The organism is Streptomyces sp. MMG1533, assembly GCF_001279775.1.
Classification (GTDB): domain Bacteria; phylum Actinomycetota; class Actinomycetes; order Streptomycetales; family Streptomycetaceae; genus Streptomyces.
This window is the reverse complement of record NZ_LGDG01000238.1, coordinates 46430-67588: the sequence shown is the minus strand read 5'-3', so window position 1 is coordinate 67588 and position 21159 is coordinate 46430. Positions and strand designations below refer to the sequence as shown.

The following is a 21159-nucleotide window of genomic DNA, read 5'->3' as shown; positions in this document are numbered from 1 at the left end:
CACCGGGCCCCACCGGGCCCCACCGGGCCCCACCGGGCCCCACCGGGCCCCACCGGGCCCCACCGGGCCCCACCGGCCCCCACCGGCCCCCACCGGGGCGGCCCGGCAACCTCACCGACCTCGCCCTGCCGACACTGCGCGGCTTGTCCCCCGGGCGGCTCGTCCCCCATGCGGGTCGGTTCCCATGCGGCTCGTCCCCATGCGGGTCGGCTCCCGTCCAGGGGCGGGCAAGCCGACCGGGCCATGACCGGCCGAATATCGCTCTTGCCGTCATCCGCCCCATGCGCATCAATGAAACCAGCAGTTCTGATGGTCCGTCAGTTTTCTGGAGCGTCAGATTTCTCCCGTCCATCCCCACATGGCAGTTCCCCGCAAGGGAAGGGAGTCGGAACCCATGAGAGGCAAGCGAACAGGAACAGGTGTGGCCGTCGCGGTCGGAGCCCTCGCGCTCACCGGCCTCGCGCTCGCACCCACGGCGGTGGCCGTCACCCCGGACACCGCCACCATCACCGCCGACTGCGGCACCTTCGGCGGTGGCGAGGCCACCCTGACGGCGACGCAGGACGGCACCGCCGCCACCGTCACCGTCACCTCCTCCGCGATCACCGCGCCGATCGCCCTGGGGCAGGACTCGATCAGCTCCACCCTCACCCTGGTGAACGCCGCGGGCGGCACCACCGCCTTCACCGGCACGAAGAACCCGGCCATGGCGGCCGGTGACCCCGTCACGGTCGGCCCGCTCGACGGCACGGTGGCCTCCGGCGACACCCTGGAGGCATACGGCGGATCCCTGCAGATGACGGTCTTCGGGATCACCATCACCTGCACGGCGACCGGGGCACAGTCGCCCGGGCCGTTCGTGTTCGACTGAGCCGAGCGAACCGGGACGCCGGCCGAGACCACCTGGAATGACCCAACCCCCCACACCAACTGGTCCGTCAGTCACCGGTGTTGACGAAAACCGGCACCGGAACTGACGGACCATCAGATTACCCCCGCATCTCCATTGACTTCTCACGCGATCCACACGTCAATGCCCCCTGTCGGCGCAGAAGAGCCGCTGCGCCCGCATCCCTCAGGAGGGGGCACCCATGGGACCGATCAACCGAAGACGCCGCTGGGCGGCGCTGCTCGGGGCGACAGCGCTCGCGGTGACCGTCGGCGGCACACTGGCCGCCCCGGCCGGCGCCGTGTCCGCCCAGTCCGTCGACGTGGAGTTCGCCACGCACTGCGTCCCGCCACCGATCGCGGGCATTCCGCCGATCGACGGCACCACCACCGCGAACATCACGGTGGACAACGCCAGCCCCGAGGTGGGGGACACCGTAACCGTGACCTACACGGTGGTCGAGCCCGCCGCCAGCAACCCCACCGACCTCGCCCTGCCGGCCGACATCATGACCCCCACCGGCAAGGTCACCCTCGGCGGCGCCCAGACCGGCGACGTCACGGTCGCCGGGCCGAAGAAGAACCCGCCGGTGCCCGGCAAGGGCGTCTTCCCCTCGTTCTCGATGACCGGCACCTTCACCGTCACCGCGCCGGGCGCCATCACGCTCTCGCCCGGCGACTACAACATCCACACCAGCTACATCCTGGAGCTGGACACCCCGTGCACGGTCACCACCCCGCCCGCGCCGGTCTCGGAGACCGTCACCGCGACGGACGGCGGCCAGACCAACACCCGTGCCATAGCGCTCGGTTCGGCCTCGGGCGGCTCCGGTGACAGCGTCACCGTCACCGGCAGTGACTTCACACCCGGCGCGACCGTCACTCTGGCCGGACGGTCCGGGGACACCCAGACCGCGGACACGGCCACGGCGACCGCCGACTCGGCGGGCGCCTTCAGCGGCTCGCTCGTCGTCACCGACAGGACGACCACCGGTGTCGTGGCGTACGAGGGCGGCGCCTGGAGCGCGGACAAGGGCGCCGGTCCCGCCGCGTACGTCGTCGTCGACGACACGCCCGTCCCGGACGGCAGCCAGAAACTCACCACCACGGTGCGGGCGGGCACGCTGTCCATGTCCCAGGCCGGGGACGCCGTCGAGCTGTCGGCGGTCGACTTCGGCAAGGGCGGCGCGTCCGAGGGCGCCCTGCGGACCGTCACCGTCAAGGACTTCCGCGGCGGACCCGCGGGCTGGTCCCTCACCGGCAAGGTCACCGACTTCACCGGACCCGGCGCCAAGATCGAGGCGGGGAAGCTGAGTTGGAACCCGGCCTGCGCCACCAAGGCCGGCAGTCCGAGCACCTGCCGGGCGGGTTCGTCCGGGGCCGTGGGCAGTTCGGGGGCGACGCTCGCGTCCACCCCCAACGGCACGCTCACCGGAGGTGAGTTCACCGTAGACGCCGGACTCTCCCTGAACGTACCGGCGTTCACACCTCCGGGCTCGTACTCCGCGGTTCTCACCCTCACGCTCGCCTGACCGTACGGGCGCCCGCTGCGACGGGTCCGCACCCGCCCGTCCACCTCGTCCTCGTCCGTGGGGGTCCGCACCCATGCGCAAGTTCCATGTCCTCCTCCTGGGCCTGCTCCTCGCCGTGTCCGTGGGCCCCGCCCACGCCGCCGACAACGGCAGCTGGTCCGTCTACCCGGCCTCCTCGCAGATCGCCGAGCGCCCGTACTTCTACCTCTCGGCCGACCCCGGTACGACCATCGAGGACAAGGTCGTCGTGGCCAACAAGACCGCCCGCCCGCTGGCCTTCCGCCTCTATGCGGCCGACGCCTACAACACCGCACGCGACGGCGGTTTCGCCGTACGGACGTTGAAGGAGAAGCAGCGCGGGGTGGGGGCGTGGGCGAAACCCGCGCGCGCTCGTGTCACCGTCCCCGCGCACGGCAAGGTCACCGTGCCCTTCACGCTCCGGGTGCCCGCGGACGCCGAACCCGGCGACCATCCGGGCGCGTTGGTGGCACTCGACGAACGCGTCGACCAGGGCGACGGCTCCCTCGCGCTCGGCGTGCAACGGGCCGTCGGCGCCCGCGTCTACCTCCGCGTCGGCGGACCCGCCCTCGCCGCGATCGCCGTCGAGGACGTCCACGTCACCCACCACCAGCCGCTCGTCCCCGGCTTCGGCGACAGCGGGGCGACGATCTCCTACACCCTCCACAACACCGGCAACGTCACCCTCGACCCGAAGGTGGAGCTGCGTGCGGAGGGCCTGTTCGGCCGTACGCTCCTGGCGCGCGACCTGTCGAGGATCCCTTCCGAGCTGCTGCCCGGCCAGCGGGTACGGCTCACCGAGCCATGGCGGGACGCACCCCGGCTCGACTGGGGCGAGGTGACGCTGACGGCGAGCGCGCGGGACACCCGCGAGTCGGCGAGCGCGGCGTTCTTCGCGCTTCCGTGGCTGGTGGCGGCGGTACTTGCCGTCGCCTTGGTGGTGGGAGCCGTACTGCTGGTCAGAGCGCGTCGGGCCCGCGCTCGCCGGTCCGCACCCGTACGACCGTCTCCACCGGCAGCGCCCACACCTTCCCGTCGCCGATCTTCCCCGTCTGCGCGGCCTTGACGATCGCGTCGATCACGGCGTCCGAGTCCGCGTCCTCGACGACGACCTCGATGCGCACCTTGGGGACCAGGTCGATCTGGTACTCGGCGCCGCGGTACACCTCGGTGTGCCCGCGCTGACGGCCGTAGCCGCTGGCCTCGGTCACGGTCAGACCGTGTACGCCGAGCTCCTGGAGGGCGGTCTTGACCTCGTCGAGGCGGTACGGCTTGACGATCGCGGTGATGAGCTTCATGCCTGGGACTTGACCTTCTGGGGGGAGGGGACGACGGACGCGGTGACCGGGGCGCCGTGGCCCAGGACGCCGTGATCGTATGCCGTCTCGGCGTGCACCGTAAGGTCCAGACCGGTCTGTTCCTGCTCCTCGCTCGCACGCAGGCCCATCGCCTTGTCGATCAGTTTGGCGACGCCGTACGTCACGGCGAAGGCGTACGCCCCTACGGCGACCACGGCCACCAGCTGCTTGCCGAGCTGGGCGAGACCGCCGCCGTAGAGGAGGCCTTCGGTGCCGCCGGTCATCTCCTTTGCCGCGAAGACGCCGATGAGGAGGGTGCCGATGATCCCGCCGACCAGGTGGACGCCGACGACGTCCAGGGAGTCGTCGTAGTTCAGCTTGAACTTCCAGCTCACGGCGTACGAGCAGACGACACCGGCGGCGAGGCCGACGGCCAGGGCGCCGGGCAGCGGGACCGAACCGCAGGAGGGCGTGATCGCGACCAGGCCCGCGACCGCACCGGAGGCCGCGCCAAGCGTCGTCGGGTGGCCGTCGCGCTTCTGCTCGACGAAGAGCCAGCCGAGCAGGCCGGTGCAGCCGGCGGCGAGGGTGTTGAGGAACGCGGCGGCGGCGAGGCCATTGGCGCCGAGGGCGGAGCCCGCGTTGAAGCCGAACCAGCCGAACCAGAGGAGACCGGCGCCGAGCATCACCATCGGGAGGTTGTGCGGACGCATGGCGTCCTTCTTGAAGCCGAGGCGCGGGCCGAGGACCAGACAGAGGGCGAGGCCCGAGGCGCCGGAGGTGATCTCGACGGGGAGGCCGCCCGCGAAGTCGAGGGCGCCGAGGTGGTCCAGGATCCAGCCGCCCGGGCCCCAGACCCAGTGGGTGACGGGAACGTATACGAGCAGCGCCCACACCGGCACGAAGACCAGCCACGCCCCGAACTTCACGCGGTCCGCGATCGCGCCGCTGATCAGGGCGGCGGTGATGATCGCGAACGTGAGCTGGAAGGTGGCGAAGAGCAGGGTGGGGACGGTGCCCTGGACGCTGTCGGGGCCGAGGCCGGACATGCCGGCGTGGTCGAGCCCGCCGATGAGGCCGCCGCCGATGTCGTCGCCGAAGGCGAGGGAGTATCCGGCGGTCAGCCACACCACCGTGACCAGGGCGATCGACACGAAGCTCATCATCAGCATGTTGAGGACGCTCTTCGTGCGGACCATGCCGCCATAGAACAGGGCCAGGCCCGGGGTCATCAGCAGGACGAGGGCGGTGGCGGCGAGCAGCCAGGCGGTGTCGCCGGTGTCGATGCGCTCTACGGCCAGGGGCGCGGCGAGGATCACGGTCGTCTCCAACGGTGTGGGGGCTCGTCAGAGGGTCACCGGCATGCGTTTCCGGTTGCGCACGGGCATGTTTCCGTGAGGTTTCGTTGCGTGAGGGTTTCGGAAAGCTCACGGCGTCGCGCCCGGGCGGACGCTTGTACGGCGGGGCTCTGTGGATCAGGGAGAATGGGCGCCATGAGCGTTCGCAGCCAGTCATCCGAGCCGTCCGAGGCCCCCCACCGCGCCGGCTTCGCCTGCTTCGTGGGCCGCCCCAACGCGGGCAAGTCCACTCTCACGAATGCTCTGGTCGGCCAGAAGGTGGCGATCACCGCCAACCAGCCGCAGACGACGCGGCACACGGTACGGGGGATCGTGCACCGGCCCGAAGCCCAGCTGATCCTGGTGGACACCCCGGGGCTCCACAAGCCGCGCACGCTGCTGGGTGAGCGTCTCAACGACATCGTCCGGACGACGTGGGCCGAGGTCGACGTGATCGGCTTCTGCCTGCCGGCGAACGAGAAGCTCGGCCCCGGTGACCGCTTCATCGCGAAGGAACTGGCGGGGATCAAGAAGTCCCCGAAGGTCGCGATCATCACGAAGACGGACCTCGTCGACTCCAAGACCCTCGCCGAGCAGCTGATCGCCGTCGACCAGCTCGGCAAGGAGCTGGGCATCGAGTGGGCGGAGATCGTCCCGGTGTCGGCGACCGCGAACAAGCAGGTCGATCTGCTGGCGGACCTGCTGGTCCCGATGCTTCCGGAGGGCCCGGCCCTCTACCCCGAGGGCGACCTCACCGACGAGCCCGAGCAGGTCATGATCGCGGAGCTGATCCGCGAGGCCGCGCTGGAGGGTGTGCGCGACGAGCTTCCCCACTCCATCGCGGTCGTCGTGGAGGAGATGCTCCCGCGCGAGGACCGCCCCGCCGACAGGCCCCTCCTCGACATCCACGCCTTCGTGTACATCGAGCGGCCCAGCCAGAAGGGCATCATCATCGGGCCGAAGGGCAAGCGGCTGAAGGAGGTCGGCATCAAGTCGCGCAAGCAGATCGAGGCGCTGCTCGGTACGCCGGTGTTCCTGGACCTCCACGTGAAGGTGGCGAAGGACTGGCAGCGCGACCCCCGGCAGCTGCGCAAGCTGGGCTTCTGAGCGAGATCTGCCCACGCGTCCCCCAGGGGGCTCCGCCCCCTGGACTCCGCTGTCGGCCCTGAGCGGGCCTCAGCGCCGTGCCCTCAGCGCTGTGCCCTCAGCAGGTCCCGGTACCAGGTGTACGACGCCTTCGGTGTCCTCTCCAGCGTCTCGTAGTCCACGTGGATCAGCCCGAACCGCCGTGCGTAGCCCTCCGCCCACTCGAAGTTGTCCAGGAGGGACCAGACGAAGTAGCCGCGGACGTCCACGCCGGCCTCCGACGCCCGGTGCAGGGCCCGGATGTGGCCGTCCAGGTAGGTGATGCGGGCCTGGTCGTCGATGCCTGCGTAGGAGCAGCCGTTCTCGGTGATGACGATCGGGGGGAGGCGGTCGGCGTAGCGGTCGTGGAAGGTGGTCAGGAGGTCCGTCAGGCCCTCGGGGACCACCGGCCAGCCGAAGTCCGTCACCGGGACGCCCTCGATCTCCCTTACGGAGAAGGGGAGTTCCGCCGGGATCGTCAGACCGCCGAACTCGATGTCCGCGCCCTGCGGGGCGCCCACCCGGGTCGGCGCGTAGTAGTTGATGCCGTACCAGTCCAGCGGCTCCCCGATGACCTTCAGGTCGGCCGAGATGTCGTCGCCCGGCATCAACTCCCCGAGGCCCTCCGGGTATTCGCCCAGCAGGACCGGGTCCGAGAAGAGGCGGTTGAGGAGGAGGTCGTAGAAGCCGGCCGCCTCCACGTCCGCGGGGTCCTGCGAAGCCGGCCACGTCGGGCCGTGGGAGTTGGCGATACCGATGTCCGTGGCGCCGGACGCGCGCAGGGCCCGTACGGCAAGACCGTGGGCGAGGAGTTGGTGGTGGGCGGCCGGGAGCGCGTCGAACATCAGCTGCTTGCCGGGGGCGTGCGCGCCCAGAGCGTGCCCGAACAGCGTGTGTTCCGCGGGCTCGTTGATCGTGATCCACTTCTTCACGCGGTCGCCCAGACGGTCGGCGACGACCGACACGTACTCCGCGAAATGCGACGCCGTGTCCCGCTCCAGCCAGTCGAGGGACACCGGAAGATCCCAGTGGAAGAGGGTCGGGACCGGGCGTATACCCGCCGCGCACAGCTCGTCGACCAGCCGGTCGTAGAAGTCCAGGCCGCCCTCGGCACGCACCCTCGGCCAGGAGATCGAGAAGCGGTACGCGTCCACGCCCAGGCCCGCCAGGAGGGCCACGTCCTCGCGGTAGCGGTGGTAGTGGTCGCAGGCCACCGCTGCCGTGGAGCCGTCCTTCACATGTCCCGGCTCGGCCGTGAAGGCGTCCCAGACGGACGGCTCGCGCTCGTCCGCCGCTCCCTCGATCTGGTGCGCCGAGGTCGAGACGCCCCACAGGAAGCCGTCCGGGAACTGGGGTACGGGGTTCGTCGCCATGCGCCGGATCATCCGTACTGGCGGGTACGGAAGTCAACGGGCAGGCGTGAACAACGAGTTACGCGCCCGCCGTCACGCCCCTTCCTTCAGCACCCGCGAGATCAGCTTCCGCTGCTCCTCCGTGAGCCGGGGATCCGAGCAGTACACCGTCTTCCCGTCCACCGTGATCTGGTAGCTGAAGCCGTCCGGCACCCCGATCGGGGGCGTGCCCCGGCCGGCGGCGACCGCTTTCTCGGCCAGGGCGTGCCATTCGTGGGCATCGGTCCGGTCCGAGGTGTTCACCTCGGCATGCCGCTCGATGCCCGCGAACCCGCCCGTGCGCCTCACCTGAATACGCATGGCTCCCTGTCTAGTACGGAGTCAGAGAATGCGCACCCCGACCTGCTCCCAGGCCTTCTCCACGGCCCGGAGTTCCTCGCCGCCGTCGCCGAAGCGCTCCCGCGCGGCCTTCACGGTCAGTTTGGCGAAGTCGCCGAAGAACGCGCGCTCCGTCAGCTCGCCGCCGGTCAGGGCGTCGTACCAGATCTGGCCCGCCTTCTCCCAGGCGTGGCCGCCGAGGGCGGTCGCGGCCAGGTAGAAGGCGTGGTTGGGGATGCCGGAGTTGATGTGGACGCCGCCGTTGTCGCGGCCGGTGCGGACGTAGTCGTCCATGGTCGCGGGCTGCGGGTCCTTGCCGAGGACGTCGTCGTCGTAGGCGGTGCCCGGTTCCTTCATGGAGCGCAGGGCCTTGCCGGTGACGCTGGGGGCGAGCAGGCCCGCGCCGATCAGCCAGTCGGCCTCGGCGGCGGTCTGGCCGAGCGTGTACTGCTTGATCAGCGAGCCGAAGACGTCGGACATCGACTCGTTCAGGGCACCCGGCTGGCCGAAGTAGGTGAGGTTCGCCGTGTACTGCGTGACGCCGTGGGTCAGCTCGTGGCCGATGACGTCGATCGGGATGGTGAAGTCGAGGAAGATCTCGCCGTCACCGTCGCCGAACACCATCTGTTCGCCGTTCCAGAAGGCGTTGCCGTAGTTCTCGTCGTAGTGGACGGTGGCGTCCAGGGGCAGGCCGTCGCCGTCGATCGAGTGGCGGCCGTAGGCCTTGAGGAACAGGTCGAAGGTGGCGCCGAGCCCGGCGTAGGCGCGGTTGACCGTCGCGTCCTGGCCGGGTTCCGAGCCCTCTTCGCGCACCTTGGTGCCGGGCAGGCCGGTCTTGTGCCCGGCGTCGTAGATGGTGCGCAGCGGCTGGTCCGACGGTGCCTTCGCCGACGGCGCCGCCGCGAGGCGGAATTCGGTGGTCACACGGCGCTTGGCGCGCAGCTCGCTGTCGCGCATCAGGGTGCGCTGGGCGGGACCGGAGAGTGCGGGGTCGTCGTTGCCGGCCAGCTTGTCGAGGACATGCGGCGGTACGACGGTGCAGAAGACGGGCTCGAAGCCCCCGTTCGTCATCATGCCCGGCACCCTTGCACTGAGTTATGCCGCTGTCACCACCCGCAACCATGATTGGTGAAATGTAGGGATAAGAAGCCTCACCGTCGGTAGCGAAGTGGTATGGCGCACTTTTTGTCCCATTGATCCCCGGGGTCCCGCATACTGATACGGGCCCCCGCAACCGGCGCGGCTCGGCTAGGCTGCGGACCATCATGCGATTCGGGCTGCTTCTCCTTAGCTGCCGCGGCGAGGGCCTGTAACCGAGGCCGACCCCCTCCCCGCGGAGTTTGGCGTTGCGCCGTCGGCCGTCCCTCCGGACCCGCCTTCGAGGAGCCCCCGCATCATGGCGAACCGCCAGCAGCCCAGTGCCATGCCGATCCAGAAGTACGGCCAGTACGAGCAGGTCGACATCCCGGACCGCACCTGGCCGAACAACCGGATCACCGCCGCCCCCCGCTGGCTCTCCACGGACCTGCGCGACGGCAACCAGGCCCTGATCGACCCGATGTCGCCCGAGCGCAAGCGCCGGATGTTCGACCAGCTGGTCAAGATGGGCTACAAGGAGATCGAGGTCGGCTTCCCGGCTTCCGGCCAGACCGACTTCGACTTCGTGCGCTCCATCGTGGAGGAGCCCGGCGCGATCCCCGACGACGTCACCATCTCCGTACTGACCCAGGCCCGCGAGGACCTGATCGAGCGGACCGTCGAGTCGCTGAAGGGCGCCAGGCGCGCCACCGTGCACCTGTACAACGCGACCGCGCCGGTCTTCCGCCGGGTCGTCTTCCGCGGCTCCAAGGACGACATCAAGCAGATCGCCGTCGACGGCACCCGCCTGGTGATGGAGTACGCGGAGAAGCTGCTGGGCCCCGAGACGGAGTTCGGCTACCAGTACAGCCCGGAGATCTTCACCGACACCGAGCTGGACTTCGCGCTGGAGGTCTGCGAGGCGGTGATGGACGTCTACCAGCCCGGCCCGGGCCGCGAGATCATCCTCAACCTGCCCGCCACGGTGGAGCGTTCGACGCCGTCCACCCACGCGGACCGCTTCGAGTGGATGAGCCGCAACATCTCCCGCCGCGAGCACGTCGTCATCTCCGTCCACCCGCACAACGACCGCGGTACGGCCGTGGCCGCCGCCGAGCTGGCGCTGATGGCCGGCGCCGACCGCGTCGAGGGCTGTCTGTTCGGGCAGGGCGAGCGCACCGGCAACGTCGACCTGGTCACCCTGGGCATGAACCTCTTCTCCCAGGGCGTCGACCCGCAGATCGACTTCTCCGACATCGACGAGATCCGTCGCGTGTGGGAGTACTGCAACCAGATGGAGGTCCACCCGCGCCACCCGTACGTGGGCGACCTGGTCTACACGTCCTTCTCCGGCTCCCACCAGGACGCCATCAAGAAGGGCTTCGACGCCATGGAGGCCGACGCGGCCGCCAAGGGCGTCACCGTCGACGACATCGAGTGGGCCGTGCCGTACCTGCCGATCGACCCGAAGGACGTCGGCCGCTCCTACGAGGCGGTCATCCGGGTCAACTCGCAGTCCGGCAAGGGCGGCATCGCGTACGTCCTGAAGAACGACCACAAGCTGGACCTGCCGCGCCGGATGCAGATCGAGTTCTCGAAGATCATCCAGGCGAAGACGGACGCCGAGGGCGGCGAGGTCACCGGCGCCGCCATCTGGGCGACCTTCCAGGACGAGTACCTGCCGAACCCCGAGAACCCGTGGGGCCGTATTCAGGTCAAGAACGGCCAGTCGACGACCGACACCGACGGCGTGGACACGCTGCGCGTCGAGGCGACGGTCGACGGCGTCGACACGGTCCTGACCGGCACCGGCAACGGCCCGATCTCGGCCTTCTTCGACGCCCTGCAGTCCGTCGGCATCGACGCCCGGCTGCTCGACTACCAGGAGCACACGATGAGCGAGGGCGCGTCCGCGCAGGCCGCTTCGTACATCGAGTGCGCGATCGACGACAAGGTCCTGTGGGGCATCGGCATCGATCCGAACACGACACGCGCGTCGCTGAAGGCGGTCGTGTCGGCCGTCAACCGGGCGACTCGCTGACCAGCCCCACCGGCGGTTTAGGGCCCCGTTCGCCATTTGTCCGGCGGGCGGGGCCCCGCTGTGTCCCGTCGTATACCGGCCAATCCATGTGCAGGTCACGGGAAGGTCTCGTCAGGGGTAATGACGCCGAGTCTCGGATGTGGCTAACATCACGCAAGCGCGGCGACGTTGCCGTTGGGGGCACCTCCCGCGCCCTTGAGGCCGTGGGGGAGTTACGGAGGTGCTGACGTGCTGCCAGGACGGGGACGAAACGGCCGTGCTGCCAGGCCTGCGCGCCTCCTGGGCACCCGCACCGCGTGGACGCCCGTGGGGGACGGGGAGTTCTTCTGCCCCGGCTGCGGTGGCGACCGCAACTTCCAGCGGCTGACCGGGCACCGCCGCTTCACCCTGCTCGGTGTGCCCGTGCTGCCGCGTGGCGAGACCGGTCCCGTCGTGGAGTGCGCGGCCTGCCGCCGCCACTTCGGCACCGACGCCCTCGACCACCCGACGACCACCCGCTTCTCCGCGATGCTCAGGGACGCCGTCCACACGGTCGCCCTCGCGATCCTCTCGGCAGGCGGCACCTGTTCCCGTACGTCGCTGGAGGCCGCCGCGGCCACGGTCCGCGCCGCCGGCTTCGACGACTGCACGGAGGAGCAGCTGAACGCCCTGGTCGAGGCGCTGGCCCTGGACACCGGGCGGGTCTACGGCCGCCCGTGCGGCACGGGGCTGGCCATAGAGCTGCACGAGGCGCTGGACCCGCTGGCCCCGCACCTCGCCCCCGCCGGCCGCGAATCGATCCTGCTGCAGGGTGCCCGGATCGCCCTCGCGGACGGCCCGTACACCCCGGCCGAGCGCGATGTCCTGTCCACCGTGGGCGCAGCCCTGACCATCTGCGCGGACGACGTGACCCGGCTGCTGGTGTCGGCGCGGACGCCGTCCTGATACTCCCCGGGGAGTAACGCGCCCGCCCGGTCACCCCGGGCAGTACCCCGCAACTCGCCCTCCCGCCCGACGAATCGCCCCCTGCCCGCCGGGAGTCTGGAAACGACCCAGACATTCCGACCGGAGGGAGGCCCGTCCATGGGGGCCGCAAGGACACTTACACGGCGACGGGGCGCAGTGCCCTGGGTGGTGCTCGGCCTGTGGCTGGCCGCGCTCGTGCTCGTCGGACCGCTCGCCGGGAAGTTCAGCGACGTACAGCAGAACCGCGCGGTCGACTATCTGCCCGACAGCGCGGACTCCACCCAGGTGGCGCGGATCCAGGACGAGTTGCCGGGCGGCGAGTCGACCGACCTGGTGCTCGTGTACCACCGGGACGGCGGGCTCACCTCCGCCGACCGGCAGACCGCCGCGGACCAGGTCACCGAGGTCGGCGGCGCCTACGACCTCTCGGGCACACCGCGGGGCATCCCGTCCGAGGACGGCTCCACCCTGATGTACCCGGTGTCCAGCACCCAGCCGGGCCAGGACGAGGAGGCCCGCAACGCCTTCGTGGACGGCGTGCGCGACCTCGCCGAGGGCACGGGCGGGCTCAGTGTCGAGGTCGGCGGGCCCGGCGCGCTCAACACCGACATGAGCAAGGTGTTCGAGACGATCGACGGCACCCTGCTGCTGGCCACCCTCGGCGTGGTCACCGTCCTGCTGATCCTCATCTACCGCAGCCCGTTCCTGTGGCTGGTCCCGCTCGCCGTCGCGGGCGTCGCCGCCGCCATGGCGATGGCCGCCGGATACGGCCTCCACGAACTGTTCGACGTCACCATCACCGGCCAGAGCGGCGGAGTGATGACCATCCTCGTCCTCGGCGCAGGCACCGACTACGCGCTCCTGCTCATCTCCCGCTACCGCGAGGAGCTACGACGCCACGAGCGGCCGTACGACGCCATGCGCACCGCGCTGCGGGGCTGCGGACCGGCGATCCTCGCCTCGTCCGGGACCGTCGCGGCCGGTCTGCTGTGCCTGCTCGCCGCCGATCTGAACAGCAGCAGCGGCATGGGGCCGGTCGGCATGATCGGTGTGCTCGCCGCGCTGGTCGCCATGACCACGCTCCTGCCCGCGGTCCTGGTGCTGCTCGGGCGGCGGATCTTCTGGCCGATGATCCCGGCCTTCGGCAGCACGCCCAAGAACCGCCGCTCGCTGTTCGGCGCGATGGGCACCTCGGCCACCCGACGGCCGGCCGCCGTGCTCGCGGGCGGTGCCGTCCTCCTCGGCACGCTCGCGCTCGGCGTCCTCAACCTGCCCGGGAGCCTCAAGCAGGAGGACTCCTTCACCGAGAAACCCGAGTCGATCGCCGCGATGCAGACGCTGGCCCGCGAGTACCCGGAGCGCAGCAGTCAGCCGGTCACGGTCATCGCCCCGGCGGACAAGGCGGGCGCCGTCCTGGACAAGGCCCGCACGACCGACGGGGTCGCCGAGGCGGAAGCCGGGCGCAGTGGCGACGGCTGGACCGAGATCTCCGTCTTCACCACCGCCGCCCCCGAGTCACCGGGCGAGACCAAAACCATCGAGGCCCTGCGCCACGGCCTCGACGACTCCTACGGCGCCTACGTCGGCGGGCCGAGCGCCCAGCAGATCGACCTGGCCGACAGCGAGTCCCGGGACCGCATGGTCATCGTGCCGCTGGTGCTCGCCGCGGTGTTCGTGATCCTCGTGTTCCTGCTGCGCAGTCTCGTCGCGCCGCTGATGCTGCTGGTCGCCGTGGTCGCGGTGTGGGGCGCGGCGCTCGGCATCGGGGGACTGGTCTTCGGACCGGTGCTCGACTTCGGGGGAACCGACCCCGGACTCGGACTGCTGTCCTTCGTCTTCCTGGTGGCGCTGGGCGTCGACTACGGCATCTTCCTGATGCACCGGATGCGCGAGGAGTCACTCAACGGCGCCGACCCGCAGACCGCGGCGCTCACCGCCCTGCGCACCACCGGCGGCGTCATCGCCTCCGCGGGCGTCGTCCTCGCCGCGACGTTCGCCGTGCTCACCACGCTGCCCCTGGTGGGGCTCGTCGAACTCGGCTTCGTCATCGCGGTCGGCGTCCTCCTCGACACGTTCCTCGTCCGGACCTATCTGGTGACCACGGCGAGCGTGCTCCTCGGCCGGAAGGTGTGGTGGCCGGGCCGGCTGTCGCGGATGCCGGAGCCCAGTCCGGAGCGCCCGGAACGGCAGCCGGAGCCGGTGTGAGCCGCGTGCACACCGTCAGGGCGTCCCTCCCCTCCCGGAGGGGCGCCCTCGTGGCGGAGGATGAGCCCGTGCAGGAGACCAGCCGAACCAGCCTGAGCGACCGGATCATCGCGGCGATCCACCGCGATCCCCGCACCGCCCCGCACGGCACCCGCAACGACGCGCTCTTCGCGCTCGGGCTCGCCGTGGCCGCCGTGTGCATCGGGTTGTTCACCGACGACAGCCGCCGCCCGGACGCGCTCGGCTGGACGCTGCTGCTCGTCGCGCACGTGCCGATCGTGTGGCGCCGGCGCCGTCCGCTGCTCGTGCTCGCGGTGATGGTGGCGCTGGTCGTGCCGTACCACGCCCTCGACAACAACCACAACGCCCCCACCGCGGCGGCCTTCACCGCGCTGTACACGGTCGCGGTCACCGGGCGCCCCCTGCGCACGATCCTGGCGGGCGGCCTGGTGCTCGGTGTCTCCGTGAGCGTGATGCTCACCGTCGACGAGAAGCAGGCCGTCGAGCTGCTGCGGATCTCCGGCTGGGTCGTCGCCGTGCTCTTCTGCGGTGTCGACATGCGCTACTACCGCCAGTACGTCGCCTCGATCGTGGACCGCGCCGAGCGCGCCGAACGCACCCGTGAGGAGGAGGCGCGCAGAAGGGTCGCGGAAGAACGGCTGCGCATCGCCCGTGATCTGCACGATCTGCTCGCACACAGCATCACCCTCATCGGCGTCCAGACCTCCGTCGCCGCCCACGTCCTGGCCGCCGACCCCGACCGCCTCGACCGGGAGACGGTCGCCAAGGCCCTCGACGACATCGCCGAGACCTGCCGGAGTACGCGTGGGGAGATCCGTACGACGCTGGAGGTGCTGCGGGCCTCCGAGCACGGCGAGGCACGCGGTCCGCTGCCCGGCCTCGACGGCGTGCCCGACCTGGTGGCGGCGGCGCGGCTCGCGGGGGCCCGGGTGGAACCCGACGTCCGGGTCCGGCAGGCGCCGCCCGCGGTGGGCGCCGCCGCGTACCGGATCGTGCAGGAGGCGCTGACCAACGCGGTGCGGCATGCCGGGCCCGAACCCGCCGTACGCCTGCGGATGTACGAGGAGCAAGGCGCCCTGCACCTGTCGGTGACCGACGACGGGATCGGGCCCGTGCTCGGCGGCACCCCGGGTTACGGGCTGGTCGGGATGCGGGAGCGGGCCCGCAGCGTCGGTGGCACACTCGACGCCGGACCACGGGGCCCGGGCGGCTTCGAGGTGACCGCCGTACTGCCACTCGCCGCTGCCGCATCTGGGGGGAACGGATGACCATCCGCGTACTGCTCGCCGACGACCAGACTCTCGTACGAGAGGCGTTCGCGATGCTCGTCGAGTCGGCGCGGGACATGGAGGTGGTCGGGCAGGCCGGCACCGGGCGTGAGGCCGTCGAGCTGGCTCGCGGTGCCCGCGCCGACCTCGTGGTGATGGACGTGCGGATGCCCGACCTGGACGGGATCGAGGCGACCCGCTTGATCGCCGCCGACGAGGACTTGGCGGGGGTGAGGGTGTTGGTCCTCACCACCTACGACACGGACGAGAACATCGTCGAGGCACTGCGGGCCGGGGCCTCCGGGTTCCTGGTGAAGGACACCCGGCCGGCCGAACTCCTCGACGCGATCCGTACGGTGGCGGCGGGGGAGGCGCTGCTGTCGCCCGGGCCGACGGCCCGGTTGATCGAGCGGTTCCTGCGCAGCCCTTCGGTGCCGGCGGCGGGTGGCGGGCCGGAGTGCCTGTCGGAACGTGAGCGTGAGGTGCTTGCGTTGGTCGCGCGCGGCCTCAACAACACGGAGATCGCGGAGGCGTTGGGGTTGAGCCCGCTGACCGCGAAGACCCACGTCAGCCGGATCATGGGGAAGCTGGGGGTGCGGGACCGGGCCCAACTCGTGATCGTGGCCTACGAGTCGGGCCTGGTGACCCCGGGGACGGTGTGAGCGTCAGTTCCAGCGGACCAGCGTTATGTGGTGATCCTCCGAGCCGTCGAGGGGCATCTCCACATCGGCGACCTTCACCGGCTGGGCGGTGGCGCCGGACGCGAAGTCGGCGCGGAAGAGGGAGAGTTGATCACCCTCCCCCTCGGAGAGGAAGGCGAACGACTTGCCGTCCGCGGAGAGGACCGGGTTCTGGTTGGCGCGGTCGTTGGCGGGGATCAGGTCCTGGGTCTTCACGGCCTCCGTGTAGTCGGACGTGAAGGTGATCTGCTTGAAGTCGCACACCAGGTTGGTGTCGTCCCGCCAGAACACCGGCTCGCAACCGGAGACGGAGTCCAGGCCCTTGGTGGTGACGTCCTCCAGGTAGCCGCCCACGCCGGTGTCGCCGTGGCCGCCCGTCTGCGACACGCGGCTCAGCTCCAGGGTGGGCCCGGACTCGATGTAGTCGGCGCTGTGGGCGAGGATTTGGGCGGAGGGCGTGACCGGGCCGGTGATGCGCTGCGCCGCGAGGGCGGTGAGGGTGGTGGCGGCGTCCTGGTGGAGGACGTCGGAGACCCCGGAGGCGGCGATGCGCTCCTCGGTCGAGTACCCCTTGCGTGCGTCGCGCGAGCCGAAGCCGTCGGCGCTGCTGCTCCCGTAGTCGCCGTTCTGCTCGCCGTACCACAGCCGTCCCGTGGTGGGGTGGAAGACGGCCGAGGCGTTCTCCGGACGCTCGGTGAAGGCGTCCGGGTCCGGCGGGGAGATCTCCTTGCCGGTGGCGAGGTCGTAGGCCGCGGCCCGGTCGTTCGCGCCGGCCTCCGTGATGCCGGCCACCAGGCTGAGGTCCTTGTTGAAGGCGAGGCTGGACAGGCTGCGGTAGCTCTCCTTCTCGCACACCGTCCTCGGCTCCACCTGGCTCGGCAGGACGGTGCTGCGCTCCGCGAGCACGGCTCCGTTCTTCGTCGAGTACGACCGCAGGGTGAGGCCGTACACCGGGGAGTCGCTGTCGCCGTCGGGTATCTCGTGGCAGAACGCCACCGTCAGGCTGCCCGACTGTGCGAGCGACGCGGTCTTCGCGTCCGTGGTCTTCTTGCCGCCCCCGGAGGCGGCCGCTCCGCCGTCCACTCGGAGCTCGCCGCCACCGCACGCGGCGAGCAACAGGGCTGCTCCCGCCGCCATCCCAGCACGAACCAGGCGTCCCATGACTCTTCCCCGTTCTTGTCGATCATCGAACGGAGATCATTTAAGCAGTCTTTATACGGGCTTCGATCTCGGCCTCGCAGGGGGCAGCGCCGCAGGCGGAGGTGGCACCAGGGCAGTCCGGCGGACAGGCCCTAGAGCAGCCCCGCCCTCTCCAGGAACTTCCCCACGCTCTCCACCTCGTCTCCCGACAACGGCACTTGAGGTGCCGCCGTCACCGGGCAGTCGATGATCCCCCGCAAGTGCAGCGCCGCCTTGAACGCCCCCAGCGCCGACGAGCTGCCGCCCATCCGGGCCGGGTCCCCGACGCCCACCATGCCGAACAGGGCGCACAACCGCTCCTGTTCGACCCGGGCCTGCTCGAACTCGCCGGTCCGGCAGAGGCCGTCGAGGCGGACGTAACCGTGCGGGTCGACGTTCGCGAGGCCGGGCACCGCCCCGTCGCCGCCGACCGCGAGCGCCGCGTCGACGATGGTCTCGGAGCCGGTCAGCACGCTGAAGCCGGTGATGCGCGGGTCGGTGCGGGCACCGGACACCACGGCACGGAAGCCCGCGAGGTCGCCGCTGGAGTCCTTGAGCCCGGCCAGTACACCCTCGGCGGCGAGTTCCAGGACGACCTCGCCGGGGAGCTTGGTGTGGACGGCCGAGGGGATGTCATAGGCGACGACGGGGACCGGACTGCCGGCCGCGACCAGGCGATAGTGGCGGGCGATCTCCGCGGGGTGGGTGCGGGTGTAGAACGGCGCGGCGACGACCACCGCGTCGGCGCCCGCCTTCGTCACCGCCCGCACGTGATCAAGGACCCGTGGTGTCGTCATGTCGATCGCCCCGGCGAGCACCGGGAGCCGGCCCCCGACCTGTCCCGCGACGGCCTCGACCACCAGCCCGCGCTGCCGGTCCGTCAGATACGCCGCCTCCGACGTCGACCCCAGCACGAACAGCCCGTGCACCCCGCCCGCCAGCAGATGGTCGACAAGCCTGAGCAGCGAGGGGACGTCCACCTCGCCCTCCGGTGTCAGCGGCGTGCAGAGAGGCGGAACGACACCGGTCAGCGGGGCGGGGAAGGGCATGGAGGCTCCCTGTGTGGCTACGGCTGTACTAGGGCCTGCCCGCGGATCATGCCAGACGGGCTCCAAGGGGCGCCGACCCCTGTACGGCGCCCCCTTGGCCGTGCCCGTTACGGGAGGGTCTTCTGGTAGGCCGTGTCCTCGTCGGAGTCGTAGACGAGCTTGCCGCCGGCGTCGTACCCCTTGATGTGGGGAGCGAGGGTGACCTGCTGGTTCAGGACGCCGGACGCGACGAACCAGCCGTGGTCGATGACGGCCTCGCTGGTGGCGCCGCCGTAGGAGACGGTCACCTTCGCCACCGACGACTCCGCCGTGCCGATGAACCCCCAGCGGAACGGCAGCTTCCAGCTGCCCTTGTCGAGGAACGACTGCTGGTACAGCTTGCCGCCGTTGGCGTCGGCCAGCACGGGCGGGGAGTCCGGCAGCCGGTCGTTGCCGCCGACGTTGAGCCCGGAGGCCTCGCCGTCCTTGATGTTGCAGATCAGCCGGGTCTCCTGCGGCTTCTCCCGCACGGCGACGACGTAGATGCCGTCACCGGGCGCGTTGGAGTCGCCGGTGCTGTTCAGCGCCAGGATGATCCGGTAGCTGTCGGCCGTGCCCAGGTCCATGGGGAGCCCGCCGTTCCGCTGCCGCTCCAGGTCGTAGGCAAGGCATTTCTCCAGCCCGTCCGTGGCCTGCGCGAGCGTGATCCCGTCGAGCAGCTGCCCCGGCGTGGCCGGCCCGGCGGGTCCCGACACAGTCGCCGACGGCGTGGGCGTCGGCGACGCCGCCCGCGAGGCGCTGACCGACGACTGCGGCGACGCCGTCACCGACCCCCCGTCCGAACCCCCCACCGCATACGCCCCCACCGGCACCGCCGCCAGCGTCGCCAGGACCGCCCCGGCCGCCGCCACCCGGCGCCGCCGCTCCACCACGCCCCGGCGACGGATCGCGGGGTACGGCGCGGGTGACGGCCGGATCGTGTAGGCGTCCTCGGCGAGCAGCTCACGCAACTGCTCCTCGAAGTCCGGCCGGTCTCCCCGGCCCTGCCCTTGCCGCTGTTCCTCGCTCACCTGGTTCCTCCCTGCCCGGCGGACGACGTGCCGGCGGACGACGTGCCGGCGGACGGCGTGCCGGTGGATGACGTGCGACTGCGGTCAGGCCCGTCCATGACCTGCGCGAGCCCCGGATACGTACGCAACTTCGCCAGCCCCTTGGACGCCTGGCTCTTGACCGTGCCGGGGGAGCAGCCGAGGATCTCGGCCACCTCCGCCTCGGACAGGTCCTCCCAGTACCGCATGACGATCACCGCCCGCATCTTCGGCGGCAGTCCGGCCAGCGCGCCGAGCAGCACACCGCGCTCGTCGACCCGTGACACGGCCTCGTCGCGCCCCGCCACCTCCGGCGGCGCCGCGGTCAGCGACTCCGTGACGCGCCGCTTGCGGAACCGGTCGCTGTTGCAGGTGACCAGCATCCGGCGGACGTACGCCTCCGGGCTGTCGCTGCGCGACACACGCCGCCAGGAGCGGTACGCCTTCGCCAGCGCCGTCTGCGTCAGGTCCTCGGCGTGGTGCGCGTCGCCGGTGAGCAGATACGCGGTCCGTACGAGCCGGGACCACCGCGCTCTGACGAATTCCTGGAACTGGGCCTCTTGTTCGGCCTGCATCAAGCACCCTCCCTCGCCCTCCAGACCACCGTTCTCCCGGATTCGGTTGCCCGCGGTCCGGCACCGGGTTCGAATGGGCTCGTGGCGAGTATGGAGCGGTGGGACGAGCGGGACGCCGGGGTGCTGCGGCTGCCTTCCGGGCGGCTGGTGCGGGGGCGGGGCCTGCGGCGCCCCCGGGAACCGGGAGCGCCGAGTCCGTCGTACGGCGTCTATCTGCTCGGCCGACAGCCGCCCGCGGTGGACTGGGAGTCCCGCTGGCTGCGCTGGCCCGACTTCCGGCTGCCCGCCGACCCTGCGGCCGCCCGCGCGGTCCTCACCGAGGCCTGGGAGCGGGCCGCCGGTGAACGCGTGGAGATCGCCTGCGGCGGCGGACGCGGCCGTACGGGCACGGCGCTCGCGTGTCTGGCGGTGCTGGACGGCGTGCCCGCCAAGGAGGCCGTCGCGTACGTCCGCCGCCACTACGACCGGCACGCGGTGGAGACGCCGTGGCAGCGGCGGTACGTACGGCGGTTCGGGGGGACGGCGGGGTCAGGGGCGGCGGGCGCGGAAGCGTAGGCCGCCGCTCTGCGGGTGCGTGTCGACGGCGACGTCCGTGAAGCCGGCCTCCTTCAGGCGGGCCGGCAGGGTCGCCGGGTCGAGCGTGTTCATCGTGTCCCGGAAGTGCAGGACGCGGAAGCGCAGGCCCGGCTGGCTGTCGCTGCCGGCGAAGGTGCCGCCGGGGCGCAGGACGCGGAACGCCTCGGCGAAGATGCGGTCCTGGTGGGCGGCCGTGGGCACGTGGTGGAGCATCGTGAAGCAGACGACGGAGTCGAAGGACGCCCCCGGCAGGGGGAGTTCGGCGCCGTCCGCGAGGAGGACGCGGGCGCGGTCGCCCCACTTGCCCTGGAGCAGCCGGACCGTGTCCGCGTCGATCTCGGCGGCCGTCAGGTGCGGCACCAGGTCGACGAGGACGCGGAGGTTGGCGCCGTAGCCGGGGCCGATCTCCAGTACGTCCTCGCCGAGGTCCACGTGTTCGAGGGCCCAGGGGAGTATGAGGTCCTTGGTCTTCTGCGCCCAGTCCTCGGAGCTGCAGATCCTGCGGTGGGCTCGGTTCATCGGCATGGCACCGACGCTAGGCGGGACGT

General features: G+C 71.1%; 20 protein-coding genes. 10 read left to right on the top strand and 10 right to left on the bottom strand.

Going from position 1 to position 21159, the window contains the following annotated elements; genetic code table 11:
- Nucleotides 1–394: 394 nt before the first annotated feature.
- From ADK57_RS31445 to ADK57_RS31435, 3 genes are all read left to right on the top strand, one after another.
- Entirely contained in the window at nucleotides 395–871 is a 477-nt protein-coding gene (locus ADK57_RS31445; RefSeq protein WP_053753016.1) for a hypothetical protein, read from the top strand.
- A 220-nt stretch (nucleotides 872–1091) separates the two neighbouring features.
- On the top strand, nucleotides 1092–2420 hold the full coding sequence (locus ADK57_RS31440) for a hypothetical protein (RefSeq protein WP_053753015.1): 1329 nt from the start codon (nucleotides 1092–1094) through the stop codon (nucleotides 2418–2420).
- Between the two features lie 73 nt (nucleotides 2421–2493).
- Entirely contained in the window at nucleotides 2494–3504 is a 1011-nt protein-coding gene (locus ADK57_RS31435; RefSeq protein ID WP_053753014.1) for a WxL protein peptidoglycan domain-containing protein, read from the top strand.
- Here the strand turns inward: ADK57_RS31435 and ADK57_RS31430 are convergent.
- Both ADK57_RS31430 and ADK57_RS31425 read right to left on the bottom strand, forming a co-directional pair.
- Nucleotides 3398–3736 carry a P-II family nitrogen regulator gene (locus tag ADK57_RS31430; protein ID WP_053753013.1) on the bottom strand — a complete coding sequence of 113 codons (339 nt, stop codon included), beginning with the start codon at nucleotides 3734–3736 and terminating at the stop codon, nucleotides 3398–3400. The two genes, ADK57_RS31435 and ADK57_RS31430, sit on opposite strands and share 107 nt — an antisense overlap.
- Nucleotides 3733–5067 (bottom strand): ammonium transporter, encoded by a 1335-nt coding sequence (locus tag ADK57_RS31425; RefSeq protein ID WP_053753012.1) that lies wholly within the window; start codon nucleotides 5065–5067, stop codon nucleotides 3733–3735. The genes ADK57_RS31430 and ADK57_RS31425 overlap by 4 nt, the downstream gene beginning before the upstream one ends.
- A 162-nt stretch (nucleotides 5068–5229) precedes the next feature.
- Here ADK57_RS31425 and era point away from each other — a divergent pair, with 162 nt between their 5' ends.
- A complete protein-coding gene (era, locus tag ADK57_RS31420) occupies nucleotides 5230–6180 on the top strand; it encodes a GTPase Era (protein ID WP_053753011.1) in 951 nt (316 codons plus the stop codon).
- An 83-nt stretch (nucleotides 6181–6263) separates the two neighbouring features.
- On the opposite strand, the gene ADK57_RS31415 is transcribed toward era, so the two are convergent.
- From ADK57_RS31415 to ADK57_RS31405, 3 genes are read right to left on the bottom strand one after another with little or no spacing between them, the layout of a single operon-like run.
- Nucleotides 6264–7583, bottom strand: coding sequence for a GH1 family beta-glucosidase (locus tag ADK57_RS31415; RefSeq protein ID WP_420711925.1), 1320 nt, complete (start codon nucleotides 7581–7583; stop codon nucleotides 6264–6266).
- 60 nt (nucleotides 7584–7643) lie between these two features.
- Complete coding sequence (locus tag ADK57_RS31410) at nucleotides 7644–7910, bottom strand: protealysin inhibitor emfourin (protein ID WP_053753009.1); 267 nt, start codon at nucleotides 7908–7910, stop codon at nucleotides 7644–7646.
- A gap of 21 nt (nucleotides 7911–7931) precedes the next feature.
- Nucleotides 7932–9002: a M4 family metallopeptidase gene (locus ADK57_RS31405; RefSeq protein WP_053753008.1), complete on the bottom strand. Its 1071-nt coding sequence runs from the start codon at nucleotides 9000–9002 to the stop codon at nucleotides 7932–7934.
- A 322-nt stretch (nucleotides 9003–9324) separates the two neighbouring features.
- On the opposite strand from ADK57_RS31405, the gene leuA reads away from it, so the two are divergent.
- The 5 genes from leuA (at nucleotide 9325) to ADK57_RS31380 (ending at nucleotide 16147) form a co-directional block, all read left to right on the top strand.
- Nucleotides 9325–11046: a 2-isopropylmalate synthase gene (gene leuA, locus ADK57_RS31400; protein WP_053753007.1), complete on the top strand. Its 1722-nt coding sequence runs from the start codon at nucleotides 9325–9327 to the stop codon at nucleotides 11044–11046.
- A gap of 228 nt (nucleotides 11047–11274) precedes the next feature.
- Nucleotides 11275–11970 carry a TerB family tellurite resistance protein gene (locus ADK57_RS31395; RefSeq protein ID WP_053753006.1) on the top strand — a complete coding sequence of 232 codons (696 nt, stop codon included), beginning with the start codon at nucleotides 11275–11277 and terminating at the stop codon, nucleotides 11968–11970.
- A 138-nt stretch (nucleotides 11971–12108) separates the two neighbouring features.
- Nucleotides 12109–14196 (top strand): MMPL family transporter, encoded by a 2088-nt coding sequence (locus ADK57_RS31390; RefSeq protein WP_078973443.1) that lies wholly within the window; start codon nucleotides 12109–12111, stop codon nucleotides 14194–14196.
- Nucleotides 14197–14264: 68 nt separating this feature from the next.
- A complete protein-coding gene (locus ADK57_RS31385; protein ID WP_234390468.1) occupies nucleotides 14265–15485 on the top strand; it encodes a sensor histidine kinase in 1221 nt (406 codons plus the stop codon).
- Nucleotides 15482–16147, top strand: a complete 666-nt coding sequence (locus ADK57_RS31380; RefSeq protein WP_053753004.1) for a response regulator — start codon at nucleotides 15482–15484, stop codon at nucleotides 16145–16147. The genes ADK57_RS31385 and ADK57_RS31380 overlap by 4 nt, the downstream gene beginning before the upstream one ends.
- Nucleotides 16148–16150: 3 nt before the next feature.
- On the opposite strand, the gene ADK57_RS31375 is transcribed toward ADK57_RS31380, so the two are convergent.
- From ADK57_RS31375 to ADK57_RS31360, 4 genes are all read right to left on the bottom strand, one after another.
- Nucleotides 16151–17326: a hypothetical protein gene (locus ADK57_RS31375; RefSeq protein WP_159050177.1), complete on the bottom strand. Its 1176-nt coding sequence runs from the start codon at nucleotides 17324–17326 to the stop codon at nucleotides 16151–16153.
- A gap of 131 nt (nucleotides 17327–17457) precedes the next feature.
- Nucleotides 17458–18393, bottom strand: coding sequence for a dihydrodipicolinate synthase family protein (locus ADK57_RS31370; protein ID WP_053753002.1), 936 nt, complete (start codon nucleotides 18391–18393; stop codon nucleotides 17458–17460).
- 107 nt (nucleotides 18394–18500) lie between these two features.
- Nucleotides 18501–19442: a hypothetical protein gene (locus ADK57_RS31365; RefSeq protein ID WP_053753001.1), complete on the bottom strand. Its 942-nt coding sequence runs from the start codon at nucleotides 19440–19442 to the stop codon at nucleotides 18501–18503.
- Nucleotides 19439–20035, bottom strand: a complete 597-nt coding sequence (locus ADK57_RS31360; protein WP_078973442.1) for a SigE family RNA polymerase sigma factor — start codon at nucleotides 20033–20035, stop codon at nucleotides 19439–19441. Before ADK57_RS31360 ends, ADK57_RS31365 begins: the two co-directional genes overlap by 4 nt.
- Before the next feature lie 90 nt (nucleotides 20036–20125).
- Here ADK57_RS31360 and ADK57_RS31355 point away from each other — a divergent pair, with 90 nt between their 5' ends.
- A complete protein-coding gene (locus ADK57_RS31355; protein ID WP_053753000.1) occupies nucleotides 20126–20590 on the top strand; it encodes a protein-tyrosine phosphatase family protein in 465 nt (154 codons plus the stop codon).
- Here ADK57_RS31355 and ADK57_RS31350 read toward each other — a convergent pair.
- Entirely contained in the window at nucleotides 20564–21136 is a 573-nt protein-coding gene (locus ADK57_RS31350; protein WP_053752999.1) for a class I SAM-dependent methyltransferase, read from the bottom strand. The genes ADK57_RS31355 and ADK57_RS31350 overlap by 27 nt on opposite strands.
- Nucleotides 21137–21159: the final 23 nt, after the last annotated feature.

What these genes read in the sequence shown, in the direction of transcription:
- ADK57_RS31445 (WP_053753016.1), top strand. Translation starts at nt 395, where the DNA reads ATGAGAGGCAAGCGAACAGGAACAGGTGTGGCCGTCGCGGTCGGAGCC.
- ADK57_RS31440 (WP_053753015.1), top strand. Translation starts at nt 1,092, where the DNA reads ATGGGACCGATCAACCGAAGACGCCGCTGGGCGGCGCTGCTCGGGGCG.
- ADK57_RS31435 (WP_053753014.1), top strand. Translation starts at nt 2,494, where the DNA reads ATGCGCAAGTTCCATGTCCTCCTCCTGGGCCTGCTCCTCGCCGTGTCC.
- ADK57_RS31430 (WP_053753013.1), bottom strand. Translation starts at nt 3,736, where the DNA reads ATGAAGCTCATCACCGCGATCGTCAAGCCGTACCGCCTCGACGAGGTC.
- era (WP_053753011.1), top strand. Translation starts at nt 5,230, where the DNA reads ATGAGCGTTCGCAGCCAGTCATCCGAGCCGTCCGAGGCCCCCCACCGC.
- ADK57_RS31415 (WP_420711925.1), bottom strand. Translation starts at nt 7,583, where the DNA reads ATGATCCGGCGCATGGCGACGAACCCCGTACCCCAGTTCCCGGACGGC.
- ADK57_RS31410 (WP_053753009.1), bottom strand. Translation starts at nt 7,910, where the DNA reads ATGCGTATTCAGGTGAGGCGCACGGGCGGGTTCGCGGGCATCGAGCGG.
- ADK57_RS31405 (WP_053753008.1), bottom strand. Translation starts at nt 9,002, where the DNA reads ATGATGACGAACGGGGGCTTCGAGCCCGTCTTCTGCACCGTCGTACCG.
- leuA (WP_053753007.1), top strand. Translation starts at nt 9,325, where the DNA reads ATGGCGAACCGCCAGCAGCCCAGTGCCATGCCGATCCAGAAGTACGGC.
- ADK57_RS31390 (WP_078973443.1), top strand. Translation starts at nt 12,109, where the DNA reads ATGGGGGCCGCAAGGACACTTACACGGCGACGGGGCGCAGTGCCCTGG.
- ADK57_RS31380 (WP_053753004.1), top strand. Translation starts at nt 15,482, where the DNA reads ATGACCATCCGCGTACTGCTCGCCGACGACCAGACTCTCGTACGAGAG.
- ADK57_RS31375 (WP_159050177.1), bottom strand. Translation starts at nt 17,326, where the DNA reads ATGGGACGCCTGGTTCGTGCTGGGATGGCGGCGGGAGCAGCCCTGTTG.
- ADK57_RS31370 (WP_053753002.1), bottom strand. Translation starts at nt 18,393, where the DNA reads ATGCCCTTCCCCGCCCCGCTGACCGGTGTCGTTCCGCCTCTCTGCACG.
- ADK57_RS31360 (WP_078973442.1), bottom strand. Translation starts at nt 20,035, where the DNA reads ATGCAGGCCGAACAAGAGGCCCAGTTCCAGGAATTCGTCAGAGCGCGG.
- ADK57_RS31355 (WP_053753000.1), top strand. Translation starts at nt 20,126, where the DNA reads ATGGAGCGGTGGGACGAGCGGGACGCCGGGGTGCTGCGGCTGCCTTCC.
- ADK57_RS31350 (WP_053752999.1), bottom strand. Translation starts at nt 21,136, where the DNA reads ATGCCGATGAACCGAGCCCACCGCAGGATCTGCAGCTCCGAGGACTGG.